This window comes from Pseudomonas sp. DW-iso3 (assembly GCF_058725305.1).
The window spans coordinates 426,306-442,503 of sequence record NZ_JBZXDZ010000004.1 but is presented as its reverse complement, the minus strand read 5'-3'; the positions used below and the strand labels follow the sequence as shown (position 1 = coordinate 442,503).

The following is a 16,198-nucleotide window of genomic DNA, read 5'->3' as shown; positions in this document are numbered from 1 at the left end:
ACCACCTATGAACCTGATCGAAATTCGCGACCTCAGCGTCGCCTTCAGCGGCCAGACCGTGGTGCGCAACCTGAGCCTGGACGTACGCCCCGGCGAATGCCTGGCGCTGGTAGGCGAGTCGGGCTCGGGCAAGTCGGTAACCGCCCACTCGATCCTGCAATTACTCCCCGAAGCCGGCACTGAAACCACCGGTTCCATCCAGTACCGTGGCCAGGAACTGATCGGCGCGTCGGCGGCGACCCTGCAGAAGCTGCGCGGCAACCGTATTGCGATGATCTTCCAGGAGCCGATGACCTCCCTGAACCCTTTGCACAGCATCGAAAAGCAGATCGGCGAAACCCTGTTGCTGCACAAGGGCCTCGGTGGCAAGGCTGCCCAGGCCCGCATCCTGGAATTGCTCGATCTGGTGGGCATCCAGAAGCCCCAGGAACGGCTCAAGGCCTATCCCCATCAACTGTCCGGCGGGCAACGCCAGCGGGTGATGATCGCCATGGCCCTGGCCTGCGAGCCGGAACTGCTGATCGCTGACGAACCCACCACCGCGCTGGATGTAACGGTGCAGCGCAAGATCCTGCTGCTGCTCAAGTCCCTGCAAAAGCGCCTGGGCATGTCGCTGCTGCTGATCAGCCACGACCTCAATCTGGTGCGCAGCATTGCCCAGCGCGTGTGCGTGATGCGGGCTGGCGAGATTGTCGAGCAGGCCGACTGCCAGACCCTGTTCAATGCGCCGCAACACCCCTACAGCCGTCTGCTGCTGGATGCGGAACCGGACGCGGATGCGCTGTGCAGCGACGAACGCGAGACGGTGTTACAGGTGGATGACCTGACCGTGCAATTCCGCCTTGGCGGTGGGTTGTTCCGCCGCAAGACCTACCTGCGTGCAGTGGACGGCATCAGCCTCAGCGTGCAGCGCGGCAAGACCCTGGGGATTGTCGGCGAGTCCGGCTCGGGCAAGTCCACCCTGGGCCAGGCGATTCTGAGGCTGCTGGACTCCACCGGTAGCATCCGCTTCCAGGGTGAAGCCCTCGACCCGCTGAATAACCAGCAGATGCGCCCATGGCGCAAGCAGATGCAGGTGGTGTTCCAGGACCCTTACGGCAGCCTCAGCCCACGCATGACCGTAGAACAAATCATCAGCGAAGGCCTGGAGGTGCACGCGCCGTGCAGCCTGGCCGACCGCGCTGCGCAGGTGATCCAGGTGCTCAAGGATGTGGGCCTCGACCCCGCCAGCCGTCACCGTTACCCCCATGAGTTTTCCGGCGGCCAGCGCCAACGCATCGCCATCGCCCGCGCCCTGGTGCTCAAGCCGGCGCTGATGCTGCTGGATGAACCCACGTCGGCCCTTGACCGTACCGTACAGAAACAAGTGGTGGCGTTGCTGCGTGAGCTGCAAGACAAGTACGGCCTGACCTACCTGTTTATCAGCCATGACCTGGCGGTGGTGCGCGCCATGGCTCACGATATGATCGTGATCAAGGACGGCCAGGTGGTGGAGCGCGGCGCCAGTCATGCGGTGTTCGATGCACCACAACACCCTTACACCAAAGAGCTGCTGGCAGCGGCGCATATCCCCTTGTAAGCGCTCCCCCACTTGTGTGACGGCATAAATATGAACATCACCGACAACCTCAAGGACTACCAGCAGGTTCGTGGCCTGGCCATCCAGTCGCTGTTCGAGATCATCGAGCAGTCCAGCGAAGGCACGGTGATCGTCGACCGCGACGCCAACATCGTGTGGATGAACGAGCGCTACGCCAAGCGTTTCGGCCTCAAGAGCGCCGACGAAGCCATCGGCCAGCCGTGCGAGCAGGTGATTTCCAACAGCCTGTTGCGCCAGGTGGTGCGCAATGACCAGCCGATCCTGCTGGACATCCAGGACACACCCAAAGGCCCGCTGGTGGTGATGCGCTTGCCGATCCACAACGAGGCCGGCGCGGTGATCGGGGCGATCGGCTTTGCCCTGTTTGATGAACTGCGCAACCTGTCGCCGCTGATCGAGCGCTACCTGAGCATGCAGCAGGAACTGGCCTCCACACGCTCGCTGCTGCGCTCACGCCAGAGCAAATACAATTTCGCGCACTTTATCGGCACGAGCGCCGCCAGCCTCGAAGTCAAACGCCGGGCGCGACGCAGCGCCAGCGCCGAGTCGCCGGTATTGCTGCTGGGGGAGACCGGCACCGGCAAAGAGTTGCTGGCCCAGGCGATTCACGGCGCCTCAAGCCGTGCGCACAAGGCCTTTGTCAGCATCAACAGCGCGGCGATTCCCGCTGATCTGCTGGAGGCCGAGTTCTTCGGCACCGCGCCGGGTGCGTTTACCGGCGCCGACCGCAAGGGCCGTCCGGGCAAATTCCAGATTGCCCAGGGTGGCACGCTGTTCCTCGATGAGATCGGCGACATGCCCCTGCCGCTGCAAAGCAAATTGTTGCGGGTGTTGCAGGAAAAGGAATTCGAGCCGGTGGGCTCCAACGAGATGCTGCACAGCGATGTGCGGGTGATCGCGGCGACGTCCATGGACCTGGAGGCGGCGATCAAACGTGGCGAATTCCGCGCGGACCTGTATTACCGGCTGAACGTGCTGCCGATCCAGGTGCCGCCGCTGCGTGAGCGCCTGGAGGATATCCCGGCGTTGAGCGAGGCGATTCTTGAGGAACTGCGCAGCCAGCATGAGCTGGACCGTGAGGCACTGGCGCTGCTGGCACAGCATGCGTGGCCGGGGAATATCCGTGAGCTGCGCAATGTGCTGGAGCGGGCGGCGTTGCTGAGTGATGACCTGGTGTTGGATGCCAGGGAGATTCGGGCGGCGATTGGCACCTTTACGCCGGTGGAACGTGCCAGCGCGGTGGCGGCGGTCGAGGGGGAGAGTTTCAGCGCGGCGCGGGAGCGGTTTGATCGGCAGGTGATTGGCGCGGCGTTGCGGGCGTGTGAGGGGAATGTGATAGAGGCGGCCAATCGATTAGGGCTCGGGCGCTCGACGCTGTACAAGAAAATGGTGGCGCTGGACCTCACTCAGTCTCAATAGAGAGACTTCATTCCAAATATGAAGACAGTCCAATGTGGGCGCGGGCTTGCTCGCGAATACGGTGTGCCAGCCGTCTAATTCGTTGCTGATACGCCGCATTCGCGAGCAAGCCCGCTCCCACATTTGATCTTTATGAGTCTCGAATACGGGACAAATCTGATAACGCCAATCCAATCGCTATAATTTATCCTTATATTTCAAACAGTTAGTTAATTGGCACGCATCTCGCTATAACCCTTCCCACAGTTTCACCCCACAAAAATAACAATCCGATGGAGACACACCATGAGTGTGATCATTGCCCTGGCAGCGCTCGCGTTGCTGATGCTGGCTGCCTACCGTGGCTATAGCGTTATCCTGTTTGCCCCCATCGCCGCCCTCGGCGCTGTCCTGCTGACCGATCCGTCCGCCGTCGCACCCGCCTTTACCGGGGTGTTCATGGAGAAGATGGTCGGCTTTATCAAACTGTATTTCCCGGTATTCCTGCTCGGCGCGGTGTTCGGCAAGCTGATCGAGCTGTCGGGCTTCTCACGTTCGATCGTGGCGGCGGCGATCCGCTTGCTCGGCACGCGCCAGGCGATGCTAGTGATCGTGCTGGTCTGCGCACTGCTCACCTATGGCGGTGTGTCGCTGTTCGTGGTGGTGTTTGCGGTGTACCCGTTCGCGGCGGAGATGTTCCGCCAGAGCAATATCCCGAAACGTCTGATCCCGGCGACCATCGCCCTCGGCGCGTTTTCGTTCACCATGGACGCCCTGCCCGGCACGCCGCAGATCCAGAACATCATCCCCAGCACCTTCTTCAACACCACCGCCTGGGCCGCGCCATGGCTGGGCTTGATTGGCACGATCTTCGTGTTCTGCGCCGGCATGCTCTACTTGGCACGCCAACGCAACAAGGCCCAGCGCGCCGGTGAAGGTTACGGCACCGAACTGCGCAACGAACCGGAAACCGCCGACAACCTGGCGCTGCCCAACCCCTGGCTCGCGCTGTCACCGCTGATCCTGGTGGGCGTGATGAACCTGTTGTTCACTCACTGGATTCCGCAGTGGTACGGCAAGACCCACAGCCTCTCCCTGCCGGGCATGACCACGCCGGTGACCACCGAAATCGCCAAGCTCACCGCGATCTGGGCGGTGCAGGCGGCATTGCTGGTGGGGATTATCGTGGTGCTGGTGTTCGGTTTCTCGGCGATCAAGAGCAAGCTCGCCGAAGGCAGTAAAAGTGCGGTCAGCGGCGCGTTGCTGGCAGCGATGAATACAGCGTCGGAATACGGCTTTGGTGCGGTGATCGCTTCGCTGCCGGGCTTTCTGGTACTGGCGGACTGGCTCAAAGGCATCCCCAACCCGCTGGTCAACGAAGCGATTACCGTGACCCTGCTGGCCGGTATCACTGGCTCTGCGTCGGGCGGCATGAGCATCGCTCTGGCGGCCATGTCCGAGAGCTTCATTTCGGCGGCCCATGCGGCCAATATCCCCCTTGAAGTCCTGCACCGCGTCGCGGCCATGGCCAGCGGCGGCATGGACACCCTGCCCCACAACGGCGCGGTGATCACGCTGCTCGCGGTCACCGGCCTGACGCACCGCGAAGCCTACAAGGATATTTTCGGTATCACGATCATCAAGACCCTCGCGGTGTTCGTGGTGATCGGCACTTTCTACGCCACCGGCATTGTGTGAGGTTTTCATGACGACATTGAACGGCAAGACCGCCCTGGTCACCGGTTCCACCAGCGGTATCGGCCTGGGCATCGCCTTGAGCCTGGCCAAGGCCGGCGCCAACCTGATCCTCAACGGCTTCGGCGACGCCAGCGCAGTGATCGCCCAGGTGCAGGCGTTCGGCGGCAAGGTCGGCCACCACCCGGCCGACGTCAGCGACCCGGCGCAGATCGCCGACATGATCGCCTACGCCGAGCGTGAATTCGGTGGCGTGGACATCCTGGTCAACAACGCCGGCATTCAGCATGTGGCGGCGGTCGAAGACTTCCCTGTCGAACGCTGGGACTCGATCATTGCGATCAACCTGTCTTCGGTGTTCCACAGCACGCGCTTGAGCTTGCCGGGGATGAAGGCCAAGGGCTGGGGGCGTATCGTCAATATCGCGTCTGTGCATGGGCAAGTCGGCTCGGTGGGCAAGGCGGCGTACGTCGCGGCCAAACATGGCGTGATCGGCCTGACCAAAGTGGTGGGCCTGGAAACGGCCACCAGCAATGTCACCTGTAACGCCATCTGCCCCGGCTGGGTACTGACGCCACTGGTGCAGAAGCAGATTGATGATCGCGCCGCCAACGGCGTAGACCCGCAGCAGGCTCAGCATGACTTGCTGGCGGAGAAGCAGCCGTCGCTGGAATTTGTGACGCCGCCGCAGCTGGGTGAGTTGGTGTTGTTTTTATGCAGCGAAGCCGGCAGCCAGGTGCGCGGCGCCGCCTGGAACATCGATGGCGGCTGGCTGGCCCAGTAACACGAGACACTGGAGTTCAAAATGTGGGAGGGGGCAAGCCCCCTCCCACATTTGAACTGTATTGTGTGGAAGACCTAGATAAGAACAAGAGACCTCGCTGATGTCCGACATCCTCTGGCAACCCTCCCCCGAACGCATCGCCCACACGCGGATGGACCAGTTCCGGCGCCACATCAACGAACGCTATAGCGTGCAGCTCAGCGATTACCCGGCGCTGCACCAGTGGAGCATCGACCAGCGTCCGGATTTCTGGCAGGCGATCGTGGACTATTTCGACGTGCAATTTCGCAGCCCGCCGACGGCGGTGCTGATCGAGGACGCCGAGATGCCCAGTGCGCAATGGTTTCCCGGCGCCACCCTGAACTTTGCCGAGCACCTGTTGCGCCGCCGCGACGACCACCCCGCCGTGGTCGCCCTCAGCGAAGACGGCCAGCGCGAGCAATTGACCTACGCCGAACTGGCCGCCCACGTCGCCGGCCTGCAACACAGCCTGCGCGCCGCCGGGGTTGTCCAGGGTGACCGCGTCGCCGCGTGCATGCCCAACACCTGGCAAACCCTGGTGGGCATGCTCGCCACCACCAGCCTCGGCGCGATCTGGTCGTGCTCATCGCCAGACTTCGGCACCCAGGGCGTGATCGACCGTTTCGGCCAGATCGAACCCAAGGTGTTGATCACCTGCGCCGGTTATCGTTATGCCGGCAAAGACATCGACCAAAGCGCCAAGCTCAATGAAATCCTCGAACGGCTGCCATCCCTGGAGCAACTGATCATCGTGCCGTACGCGCGGCCCCAGGCCCAGGTTTCGGACTATCAGACCCACGCTGGCGTCGCGCTGTGGCAAGACTTCTACCAACCCGGCGGCGAACCCCAATTCGTCGCGGTGCCGTTCGATCATCCGCTGTACATCCTCTATTCCAGCGGCACCACCGGCGTGCCCAAGTGCATCATCCACGGTACTGGCGGCGTACTGCTCACTCACCTCAAGGAACACGGCCTGCATGCCGACCTGTCTCGCGACGACTGCCTGTTCTACTACACCACCTGCGGCTGGATGATGTGGAACTGGCTGGTGTCGGTCTTGGCCATCGGCGCCACGGCGGTGTTGTATGACGGCTCGCCGTTTCACCCTGGGCCGGAACGGCTGATCGATCTGATTGACGCAGAAAAGATCAGCGTATTCGGCACCAGCCCCAAGTTTCTCGCCACATTGGAAAAAGCCGGCTTGCAACCGCGCCTGAGCCACGACCTGGGTAGCCTCAAAGGATTGATTTCCACCGGCTCGCCGCTGTCGCCCCAGAGCTACGACTACGTGTACCGCGAGATCAAGGCGCAGCTGTGCCTGTCGTCCATGTCCGGTGGCACCGACATCGTCTCCTGCTTTGTGATCGGCAACCCGGTGCTGCCGGTGCGGCGCGGCGAAATGCAGTGCAAGAGCCTGGCGATGGCTATCGAAGTGTGGGATGACCAGGGCCGGCCGCTGATCGGCGAGAAAGGCGAACTGGTGTGCACCCGGCATTTCCCGGCCATGCCTATTGGCCTGTGGAACGACCCGGAGCGCAAGAAACTGCGCGCTTCGTATTTCAGCCAGTTTCCCGGTGTCTGGGCCCAGGGTGACTACGCCGAACAGCGCCCCAACGGCAGCCTGCTGATTCACGGGCGCTCCGACGCCGTGCTCAACCCCGGCGGCGTGCGGATCGGCACGGCCGAGATCTACCGCCAGGTGGAAAAAATCCCCCAGGTGCAGGAAAGCCTGGCCATCGGCCAACGCTGGCAGGAGGACGTGCGCGTGGTGCTGTTCGTGCGCCTCAACGAGGGTGTCGAACTCGACGAAACCCTGGAGCAGCAGATCCGCCAGGTGATCCGCGCCAACACTACGCCCCGCCATGTACCGGCCAAGATCCTCGCTGTCACCGACATCCCCCGCACCATCAGCGGCAAGATCGTTGAATTGGCGGTGCGCAATGTGGTGCACGGCGAGCCGGTGAAGAACACCGACGCGTTGGCCAATCCGCAGGCTCTGGAGCAGTTTCGCGACCGCCCTGAACTCGCTCAAGGATGAAAGGTTTCAGCGCTGTCGTACTCATTTGAAAATAACCCCCGAATGCATGCTATTTTCGGGGGTAGTCACCCGTTCCCGAGTCACGGGATAATGGGTCTTGTCATTTTTCAAAGCGTTACGCTCAGGGCTTTAACATGAAGGGAACATCCACCGTCAGCGAAGCCGCCGCATTGATTGCGCGGCTGGACTGGGCACAAAGCCCGCTCGGTGAGGCCAACGATTGGCCGCAAAGCCTGCGCACCGCCGTGGACATCGTTGTCCACTCGCCAATGCCCATGCTCCTGCTGTGGGGCGACCAACTCACGCAACTCTACAACGACGGCTTTGCCCAGTTGGCCGGCAACAAACACCCCGCCGCCATGGGCCAGCCCGCGCACCAGACATGGCCGGAGCTGGAAAGCTTTACCGCACCGGTCTACGACGCCGTGCTGAGTGGCCAGGTACGCACCTTCAGCGAGCAGCGCTTCGTGCTGCAGCGCAACAATCGCGACATGGAAATCTGGCTGGACCTGACCTACAGCCCTATCCGCGATGAAAGCACCCGCGTGGCCGGCATCCTGGTCACCGCCATCGAAACCAACGAACGCCGCAAGGCCCAGCACAACACCGAACAACGCCTGCAGCTCGCCCTGGCGGCGACCGACGCGGTGGGCACCTGGGACTGGGACATCGGCGAAGACCGCTTTATCGCCGACGCGCACTTTGCCTACCTGCACGGCGTCGACCCCAGCGATGCGCGCCTGTTGCCGATCAGCGACTACCTGCACGGCGTGCACCCGGAAGACCGCGGCATGGTGGCGGGCAGCATCAAGCACTGCATCACTTTCGGCACCGAATACGCCGAGGAATACCGCCTGTTGCTAGCGGACGGCCAGGTACGCTGGGTGTTTGCCCGTGGCCGTTGCTACAAAGATCATCAAGGCCGTCCGGCGCGCTTCCTCGGGGCCGCACTGGACCTCACCGAGCGCAAACACACCGAGCAAGCCCTGCGCCAGAGCCAGACCGAGCTGCAGTTGATCATCAACGCCATGCCGGTGCTGATCGGGTATGTCGACCATGAACAGCGTTTCCGCCTGAACAACAGCGCGTACCTGGAGTGGTACGGCATGACGCCCCAGGAGCTATACGGCAAGACCATCCGTGAAGTGCTCGGCGACGAGGTGTATGCCGGTCGTGAAGACAAGATCGCCGCCGCGCTCAAGGGCAAGGCCTGCAGCTTCATGACCATCACCCCCCACCGCGACGGCCGCCCCCGCCACGCCTTGATGAAGTACCTGCCGCGTTTCAGCAATGACGGCTCGGTGAACGGTTTCTACATCTTTGTGATCGATGAGACCGAACGCAAACTCACCGAAGAAGCCTTGCGCCACCTCAACGAAAACCTTGAAGAGCGCGTGGCCCAGCGCACCCAGGCCCTGGCCGAAGCCAACCAGCGCCTGCAGAACGAGATGTTCGAACGCGAGCGCGCCGAAGACGCCCTGCGCCATGCGCAAAAGATGGAAGCCGTGGGCCAGCTCACCGGCGGCATCGCCCATGACTTCAACAACATGCTCACCGGCATCATCGGCAGCCTGGACCTGATGCAGCGCTATATCGCTGCCGGGCGCAGTGACGAAATCGGCCGTTTTACCGATGCCGCCGTGTCCTCCGCTCATCGCGCGGCCGCCCTCACCCACCGCTTGCTGGCGTTCTCCCGCCGTCAGTCGCTGGACCGGCGCCCGCTGGATCCGAACCAATTGGTCGCCTCCCTGGAGGACTTGTTCCGCCGCACCAAAGGCGCGCACATCACGCTCAAGGTGAAACTGGGCCACGACATCTGGCCGGTAAACACCGATGCCAGCCAACTGGAAAACGCCCTGCTCAACCTAGTGATCAACGCCCGCGACGCCATGCCCGATGGCGGCGAACTGCTGATTGAAACCGCCAACAGCTACCTGGATGGCACCGACATCACCACCCTCGAACCGGTCAAGGCCGGCGACTACGTGATGCTCGGCGTGTGCGACAACGGCACCGGCATGGCGCCGAAAATCCTTGCCAAGGCGTTCGACCCGTTCTTCACCACCAAGCCCATTGGCCAAGGCACCGGCCTGGGTTTGTCGATGATCTACGGGTTTGCCCAGCAGTCCGGCGGTCATGTGACAATCCAGAGCGAGCCGGGCCAGGGCACGTGCGTGCGCCTGTACCTGCCTCGCCTGTACGGCACCGCGCTGGAAAGCAGCCTGCCGCCGCACTTGAGTGAAGCGCCGGTGGCCCTGGCGGGTGAAGCGGTGGTGGTGGTCGAGGACGACCCCGCGGTACGCATGCTGGTGGTCAATGTGCTCGACGAGCTGGGCTACACCGCACATCAGGCGGCGGATGCCCGGACGGCGTTGCCGCTGCTGGAGTCGGATTTACGTGTCGACTTGCTGGTGACCGATGTAGGCCTGCCGGGCATGAACGGCAGGCAACTGGCAGAGATCGCCCGCCAGTATCGCCCTGGCTTGCGCGTGTTGTTCATGACGGGTTACGCCGAGAAAGCCGCCGAACGCCAGGGGTTCCTGGAGGACGGCATGGACATGGTGGCCAAACCGTTTTCCATCGACCTGCTGGCCACGAAAATCCGCAGCATGATCAGCGTCGAAGAATGAGTTCAGGCATAATCGCGCGCCGTCGCACACCTGGTAGAGATCAATGAAAGCCCAAGCCCGTCACATTCTGGTGAAAACCAGTGAAGAAGCCGAACAACTCAAGCAGCGCATAGCCAAGGGCGAAGCGTTCGATGTGCTGGCCAAGAAGTACTCCACCTGCCCATCCGGCAAGCGTGGCGGCGACCTGGGTGAAGTGCGACCCGGGCAGATGGTGGGGGCGATTGATGCGGTGATCTTCAAGAAGCCGGTGAAGGTGGTTCACGGACCGATCAAGAGCAAGTTCGGCTATCACTTGGTGCAGGTGTTCTACCGCGACTGATGAATCGGGTGTCAAACCGGCTTTTTGTGGTGAGCAGGCTTGCCCAGCGCGAGGCAAGCCCGCTCACCACACGGGTTTGGTTTACACGCGAGGAATGAGTGCGCCAGGCACCTGGATGACCCGGCTTGCCAACCGATGCCCGGCCAATGCAGCCTGCTCCGGCGAGCTGCCCTTGAGCCGACTGGCCAAGTACGCCGCGCTGAATGAATCCCCCGCCGCCGTCGTATCGACAACCTTTTCGACCTTCACCGCCGGCACCGCAAAGCGCTCCCCCGCCCAGCGGATCAGACAGTCATCTGCCCCACGCTTGAGCACCACCTCGTCAATGCCAGGATAAGCCGCGAACACCTGCTCACTGTCGGCATAACCAAACAGCGCGCGTTCGTCGTCCTCGGTCAGCAAGGCGATATCCACCTCGGCCAATACGCGGTGATACGCAGTGCGCGCCGCGTCAATACCGGCCCAGAGACGCGGCCGATAGTTGTTGTCAAACACCACCTTGCCCCCTCGACGACGGGTCTCCACCAGAGTTTGCAGCAAGCGCTCGCGGCCGATATCACCCAATACCGCCAGGGTAATGCCGCTGAAATACACCACGTCGTAGTCCGGCAAAGCGGCCAGGATCGGTTCGGCGGCAGGCGTAGTGAAGCAGTCGCGCACGGCGGCTTCGTTGCGCCAGTAAAGGAATTTGCGCTCGCCATTGGCGTCGGTCTGGATGCAGTACAAACCCGGCAGGCGTCCGGGCAGGCGCTGGACCCTGCCCAGGCCCAGGCCCTCATCTTTCCATTGCTTGCACATGGCATCACTGAAGCTGTCATCGCCCAGGGCGGTGACGTAATCCACGCTGCCGGTCTCACCCAGTTCACGGCGCAGATACACCGCCGTGTTCAATGTGTCGCCACCGAAGCTCTGGTGCAGGCTGCCGTCAGCGCGGTGTTGCAGTTCGATCATGCATTCGCCGATGAGGGCGATGCGCGGAGACAAACGGGTCATGGCTTTACACTCAGAATCGGGTTTCCAGGGATTCGATCACCTGCAATTGCTCATCCACCAGGCAGCCGACCTGCCACTTATCGAACGTGAGGCAAGGGTGGGAGGTGCCGAACGAAATGATGTCGCCAATGCGCAGCTCAACCCCTGGCGCCACGGTCATGAACGCGTGCTGGTCCATCACGGCAGTGACTTTGCACGCAGTCACATCATCGCCTTCAGCTGGAAGAATACCGGCCTTGTAGCGTTTGAGCGGCACCGGCAGACCGGCGTCGTAGGCCACGTCGCGCTTGCCCAGGGCGATCACGGCGAAGCCTGGCTCCGGCAAAGATTGCACATGGGCCCAGACTTCCAGGGCTGGGCGCAGGCCTTCGTTGAGGTCGCTGCGACGGTCGAGCACACAGCATTGCGCTTCTTTATAGATACCGTGGTCATGGGCCACGTAGCTGCCGGGGCGCAATACGCTGAGGAAGCGGCCGGCGGCGTTCTGCTGCTCAAACGACTCGGCAATCAGGTCGTACCAGGCCGAGCCCGACGCGGTGACGATGGGCTTGGGCAGGTCGAAAGAGCCGTTGTTCTGCAGGTCCACCGCCAGGCGCACCAGGCTGGCGGCAAAGTCGCGGATGCCGCTGATGGCGTGCTCGCCGTGGATCACGCCTTCGTACCCTTCGATACCGGTGAGGGCCAGGGCCGGCTGCGCCTTGATCGCCCTGGCCAGGTCGCGCACTTCCTGCTCGGTGCGGCACCCGCAACGGCCACCGACCACACCGTATTCGATCATCACGTTCAGGCGCAGGCCACGGGCGGCGAAGAACAGGCCCAGGTCGGCGACGTTATCCGGGTGATCAACCATGCAATGGAAGTCGAAATCCTTGTCGGCCAGCAGGTCGGCGATCAGCGCCATGTTCGGCGCGCCCACCAGTTGGTTGGCCATCAGCACACGGCGCACGCCACCGGCATAGGCGGCGCGGGTCTGCACCGCGTTGGCCAGAGTGATACCCCAGGCACCCGCCTCGATCTGACGCTGGAACAACGCCGGCATCATGCTGGTCTTGCCATGGGGTGCCAGCTCGGCGCCGCTGTTGCTGACAAAGTCCTGCATCCAGCGGATGTTGTGCTCCAGGGCGTCACGGTGCAGCACCAGGGCAGGCAGGCTGACGTCACGGACCAGGTAGGCCCCGACGGCGGCGGCGCCCTTTTCAACGGCATTGATGGCAGACATGGAAAACTCCTATTCGTTGATACGCCGGGCCAGATTATTGGCGCTGTCGATCAACACCCGGCGATAGTCGTTGTAGTGTTTGATGGCATCGGCCCGTGGAGCGACGATGCACAAGGTCGCAATGCTGACGCCTTGCGCATCCCGCACCGGGGCGGCAAAGCAGTGGGTAAAGGTGTCGGCCACGCTGTCGAAGGAAAAGAAGCCATCGAGGGTGGCCTGACGGATTTGCGCCAGGAAGGTATCCAGCGGCAGGCGCTGGCCGTCCGGCAGGATGAAATCGTCGTGATCGATCAGGTCGATGATCTGCTGGTCGCTCAAGTGCCCCAGCAACAGGCGCCCGGACGCGGTCCACGGAATCGGTGCGTTTTCGCCGATGTCCGAGGAAATACGAAAATGCCGCTCGCCCTCGCGCATCAGCGCCACCGTGTATTTGCGCCCGTTGAGCAGGCACATCTGCGCGGTTTCGTGGGTCTGGCTGACGATCTCCTGCAGGGCATGGTCGGCCTCGCGGGTCAGGTCGAAATGGCGCAGGTGCGCCTGGCCGAGGAAATACAGCTGACGGCCGAGGTAGACGTGACCGTCCTTGCCCACCGTTTCCAGAATGCGCCGTTCAAGCAGGGACGCGACCAATTCGTACACGGTGGACTTGGGACTGCCGATGCCGCTGGCAATATCATTCGGGCGCAGGGGCTGGCCGATTTCCTTGAGGAAATCGAGGATATCGAATGCACGGTCCAGGCCTTTGGCGCGGCGTTTGATGGTGTCTTCGGTCATGGCGGTTTCGGTCCGGTCAGAATGTTGCTATCAACACATACCCCCTGTGGGAGCGGGCTTGCTCGCGAATGCGGTGGCTCAGCGACAGATGCATTTACTGATACACCGCATTCGCGAGCCCGCCCGCTCCCACATTGGATTTGTAGCGACGTCAGGATCCAGGCATTTAGCCTTTTTTCTTGTACGCCACGCAATCGATCTCCACCTTGCAGTCGACCATCATGTTCGCCTGCACACAGGCCCGCGCCGGGGCGTGTTCCGGGGTGAAGTACTCGCCGAACACCTTGTTGAAGCTCCAGAAGTCCCGCGGGTCTTCCAGCCACACGCCGACGCGCACGACGTCTTTGAGCTCGTAGCCGGCTTCTTCGAGGATCGCCACCACGTTACGCATGGTCTGGCGGGTTTGTTCGATGATGCCGCCGGTGATGATTTCGCCGTCCACCGCAGGCACTTGGCCTGAGACGTACAACCAACCGTCTGCTTCCACCGCGCGGGCGAAAGGACGAGGTTGGCCACCGCCGGCTGTGCTGCCGGCACCGTAACGAGTGATGCTCATAACAATATGCTCCTGATTAAAAACGAATGTTCTTGAGAAATTCCGCCAGGCGCGGCGATTGCGGGCGTTCGAAGATGTCCTTCGAGGTGCCCTGCTCTTCAATGCGGCCCTGGTTCATAAAAACGATCTTGTCCGAGACTTCATAGGCAAAGCGCATTTCGTGAGTGACCAGCAACATGGTCATGCCCTCTTCCGCCAGGCCTTTGATCACGCTGAGTACTTCGCCCACCAGCTCCGGGTCGAGGGCCGAGGTGACTTCGTCGAACAGCATCAGGCTGGGGTTCATGGCAATGGCGCGGGCAATCGCTACACGCTGCTGCTGGCCGCCGGACAATTGACCCGGGAAGTGGTTACGACGCTCTAGAAGTCCTACGCGGTCCAGCCATTTTTCTGCCAAAGCCACCGCCTCGTCCTTAGGCATTTTCTTAACTTTCAATAAGCCCAGGGTGACGTTCTGCAGCGCAGTCAGATGCGGAAACAGGTTGAATTGCTGGAACGCCATGCCAGTCATCGCACGGTGCTGGGCAATCACCCGCTCAGGGTGGCGCACGCGCTTGCCGGCGATTTCGCTGTAGCCGATGGACTCGCCATCCAGCGTGATCTGCCCGCCCTGGAACTCTTCCAGCAGGTTGACGCAACGCAACAGCGTGGTCTTGCCCGAGCCGCTGGAGCCGATCAAGGTCACCACGTTGCCGCGCTGCATGGACAGGTCGACGCCCTTGAGCACTTCCACCTGGCCATATTGCTTACGCAGGCCACGGATGTTCAGCAGCGGTTGGTTGGTGTGAGGTTGGTTCATGGCAAGGCCACCCGCTTTTCAATGTAGCGCCCGAATAACTCGATGGCGTAGTTGATGACAAAGAACATAAAGCCTGCGAACAGGTAGAACTCCAGGGTCATGAAGGTGCGCGCGATCACTTGCTGGGTACTGAGCAGCAACTCGGCCACGCCGATCACCGACAGCAGGGTCGAAGCCTTGACGATTTCCGTGGAAGAGTTGACCCAGGTCGGCAAGATCTGGCGCAGCGCCTGGGGCAGCAACACGTAGCCCAGGGACTGGTAAAACGTCAGGCCGATCGCCTTGCCCGCTTCCAGTTGCCCACGGGGAATGGCTTGCAGCGCACCGCGCACGATCTCCGAGACGTGGGAGCCGCAGAACAACGTCAACCCGACTGCACCAGCCTGGAACGCGGTGATCTGCCAACCGAGCGCCGGCAGCATGTAGAAACACGCCAGCACCAGTACAAACACCGGCGTACCACGGATCAAGTCGACATACAGCCGAAACGGCGCACGCATCCAGAACTTGCCGTAGGTCAGGATCAACCCGGCGACGATGCCGATCAGGGTGCCAAAGATAATCGCCAACGCGGACACATAAACGCTGGCTTGAAAACCCGCCCAGAGGGTCTCCCGGGCGATCCACAACTCATGCAGCCAGCTGGGGGATTCGTACATGGAAACCTCGCTTAACGACGGATCGCCAGACGCTGTTCCAGGTAACGGAGCAGCATGGCAATGAGGTAACAGGCAGCCACGTAGAGCGCGGTCGTGACCAGCCAGGTTTCAATCACCCGGTAGCTTTCGACGTTGATCTTGCGGGCATAGTAGGTCAGCTCCGGCACGGCGATGGCGGCGGCGAGCGAAGTGTCTTTGAACAGCGAAATGAAGTTGTTCGACAGCGCAGGCAGCACGTTGCGCAGCATCACCGGCACGGTGATGTAGGCGCGGATACGCCACTCCCCCAGACCGATGGCCAGCCCGGCTTCCCGCAACCCTTTGGGAATGTTCAACAGCCCGGCGCGGAAGACTTCGGTCAGGTAGGCACCGGCGTACAACGATAGGGTGATGATGAACGAAGGGATCTTATCCAGACGGATCCCGAGGCTGGGCAACGCAAAGTAGATCAACAGGATCAGCACAAGAATCGGCGTATTGCGCACCACCGTCACATACACCGAGGCGAAGACACGCAGCGCACGGTGCTTGGACAGCATGGCAAACGCCATCATCAGGCCGATCACGCAGCCGATGGCGATCGACAGCAGCGCCAGCTCAAGGCCCAGGCCGAGCCCCGCCAGCAAGCTGGGGAAGTCGCGCCATACCGCGGCAAAGTTCAACTGATAGTTCATGGTCAGCAGTACCTGATTGAGGCGCCGTCAGCGGCGCCC

14 protein-coding genes are annotated in these 16,198 nt (G+C 62.1%); 7 read left to right on the top strand and 7 right to left on the bottom strand.

The window, feature by feature from the left end:
* The first annotated feature begins 7 nt into the window (after nt 1-7).
* The 7 genes from AC4PS7_RS14105 to AC4PS7_RS14075 all read left to right on the top strand — a co-directional run bounded on the left by AC4PS7_RS14105 (nt 8) and on the right by AC4PS7_RS14075 (nt 10,485).
* Entirely contained in the window at nt 8-1,579 is a 1,572-nt protein-coding gene (locus tag AC4PS7_RS14105; RefSeq protein ID WP_492179505.1) for an ABC transporter ATP-binding protein, read from the top strand.
* Between the two features lie 30 nt (nt 1,580-1,609).
* Complete coding sequence (locus AC4PS7_RS14100; protein WP_010210945.1) at nt 1,610-3,019, top strand: sigma-54 interaction domain-containing protein; 1,410 nt, start codon at nt 1,610-1,612, stop codon at nt 3,017-3,019.
* Between the two features lie 285 nt (nt 3,020-3,304).
* Nucleotides 3,305-4,696, top strand: coding sequence for a GntP family permease (locus tag AC4PS7_RS14095; RefSeq protein ID WP_010210946.1), 1,392 nt, complete (start codon nt 3,305-3,307; stop codon nt 4,694-4,696).
* Nucleotides 4,697-4,703: 7 nt separating this feature from the next.
* On the top strand, nt 4,704-5,477 hold the full coding sequence (locus AC4PS7_RS14090) for a 3-hydroxybutyrate dehydrogenase (protein ID WP_010210947.1): 774 nt from the start codon (nt 4,704-4,706) through the stop codon (nt 5,475-5,477).
* Nucleotides 5,478-5,577: 100 nt separating this feature from the next.
* Nucleotides 5,578-7,536 carry an acetoacetate--CoA ligase gene (locus tag AC4PS7_RS14085; RefSeq protein WP_492179503.1) on the top strand — a complete coding sequence of 653 codons (1,959 nt, stop codon included), beginning with the start codon at nt 5,578-5,580 and terminating at the stop codon, nt 7,534-7,536.
* Nucleotides 7,537-7,670: 134 nt separating this feature from the next.
* Nucleotides 7,671-10,166, top strand: coding sequence for a PAS domain-containing hybrid sensor histidine kinase/response regulator (locus AC4PS7_RS14080; protein WP_010210950.1), 2,496 nt, complete (start codon nt 7,671-7,673; stop codon nt 10,164-10,166).
* Between the two features lie 43 nt (nt 10,167-10,209).
* Nucleotides 10,210-10,485 (top strand): peptidylprolyl isomerase, encoded by a 276-nt coding sequence (locus AC4PS7_RS14075; protein ID WP_003174397.1) that lies wholly within the window; start codon nt 10,210-10,212, stop codon nt 10,483-10,485.
* Between the two features lie 81 nt (nt 10,486-10,566).
* On the opposite strand, the gene AC4PS7_RS14070 is transcribed toward AC4PS7_RS14075, so the two are convergent.
* The 7 genes from AC4PS7_RS14070 to AC4PS7_RS14040 all read right to left on the bottom strand — a co-directional run bounded on the left by AC4PS7_RS14070 (nt 10,567) and on the right by AC4PS7_RS14040 (nt 16,159).
* Entirely contained in the window at nt 10,567-11,478 is a 912-nt protein-coding gene (locus AC4PS7_RS14070; RefSeq protein WP_021491702.1) for a sugar kinase, read from the bottom strand.
* Between the two features lie 10 nt (nt 11,479-11,488).
* Nucleotides 11,489-12,697: an amino acid deaminase gene (locus AC4PS7_RS14065; protein WP_021491703.1), complete on the bottom strand. Its 1,209-nt coding sequence runs from the start codon at nt 12,695-12,697 to the stop codon at nt 11,489-11,491.
* Nucleotides 12,698-12,706: 9 nt separating this feature from the next.
* Nucleotides 12,707-13,471, bottom strand: a complete 765-nt coding sequence (locus tag AC4PS7_RS14060) for an IclR family transcriptional regulator (RefSeq protein WP_010210956.1) — start codon at nt 13,469-13,471, stop codon at nt 12,707-12,709.
* 166 nt (nt 13,472-13,637) lie between these two features.
* Nucleotides 13,638-14,027 carry a RidA family protein gene (locus tag AC4PS7_RS14055; RefSeq protein WP_010210958.1) on the bottom strand — a complete coding sequence of 130 codons (390 nt, stop codon included), beginning with the start codon at nt 14,025-14,027 and terminating at the stop codon, nt 13,638-13,640.
* 16 nt (nt 14,028-14,043) lie between these two features.
* Entirely contained in the window at nt 14,044-14,826 is a 783-nt protein-coding gene (locus AC4PS7_RS14050; RefSeq protein WP_010210959.1) for an amino acid ABC transporter ATP-binding protein, read from the bottom strand.
* On the bottom strand, nt 14,823-15,485 hold the full coding sequence (locus AC4PS7_RS14045) for an amino acid ABC transporter permease (protein WP_010210961.1): 663 nt from the start codon (nt 15,483-15,485) through the stop codon (nt 14,823-14,825). The genes AC4PS7_RS14050 and AC4PS7_RS14045 overlap by 4 nt, the downstream gene beginning before the upstream one ends.
* An 11-nt stretch (nt 15,486-15,496) precedes the next feature.
* Nucleotides 15,497-16,159 (bottom strand): amino acid ABC transporter permease, encoded by a 663-nt coding sequence (locus tag AC4PS7_RS14040; RefSeq protein WP_010210962.1) that lies wholly within the window; start codon nt 16,157-16,159, stop codon nt 15,497-15,499.
* Nucleotides 16,160-16,198: the final 39 nt, after the last annotated feature.

Bases quoted from the DNA above. Each gene is read 5' to 3' on its own strand.
- AC4PS7_RS14075 (WP_003174397.1), top strand. From the start codon at position 10,210: ATGAAAGCCCAAGCCCGTCACATTCTGGTGAAAACCAGTGAAGAAGCC.
- AC4PS7_RS14080 (WP_010210950.1), top strand. From the start codon at position 7,671: ATGAAGGGAACATCCACCGTCAGCGAAGCCGCCGCATTGATTGCGCGG.
- AC4PS7_RS14050 (WP_010210959.1), bottom strand. From the start codon at position 14,826: ATGAACCAACCTCACACCAACCAACCGCTGCTGAACATCCGTGGCCTG.
- AC4PS7_RS14085 (WP_492179503.1), top strand. From the start codon at position 5,578: ATGTCCGACATCCTCTGGCAACCCTCCCCCGAACGCATCGCCCACACG.
- AC4PS7_RS14105 (WP_492179505.1), top strand. From the start codon at position 8: ATGAACCTGATCGAAATTCGCGACCTCAGCGTCGCCTTCAGCGGCCAG.
- AC4PS7_RS14070 (WP_021491702.1), bottom strand. From the start codon at position 11,478: ATGACCCGTTTGTCTCCGCGCATCGCCCTCATCGGCGAATGCATGATC.
- AC4PS7_RS14065 (WP_021491703.1), bottom strand. From the start codon at position 12,697: ATGTCTGCCATCAATGCCGTTGAAAAGGGCGCCGCCGCCGTCGGGGCC.
- AC4PS7_RS14095 (WP_010210946.1), top strand. From the start codon at position 3,305: ATGAGTGTGATCATTGCCCTGGCAGCGCTCGCGTTGCTGATGCTGGCT.
- AC4PS7_RS14045 (WP_010210961.1), bottom strand. From the start codon at position 15,485: ATGTACGAATCCCCCAGCTGGCTGCATGAGTTGTGGATCGCCCGGGAG.
- AC4PS7_RS14100 (WP_010210945.1), top strand. From the start codon at position 1,610: ATGAACATCACCGACAACCTCAAGGACTACCAGCAGGTTCGTGGCCTG.
- AC4PS7_RS14090 (WP_010210947.1), top strand. From the start codon at position 4,704: ATGACGACATTGAACGGCAAGACCGCCCTGGTCACCGGTTCCACCAGC.
- AC4PS7_RS14040 (WP_010210962.1), bottom strand. From the start codon at position 16,159: ATGAACTATCAGTTGAACTTTGCCGCGGTATGGCGCGACTTCCCCAGC.
- AC4PS7_RS14060 (WP_010210956.1), bottom strand. From the start codon at position 13,471: ATGACCGAAGACACCATCAAACGCCGCGCCAAAGGCCTGGACCGTGCA.
- AC4PS7_RS14055 (WP_010210958.1), bottom strand. From the start codon at position 14,027: ATGAGCATCACTCGTTACGGTGCCGGCAGCACAGCCGGCGGTGGCCAA.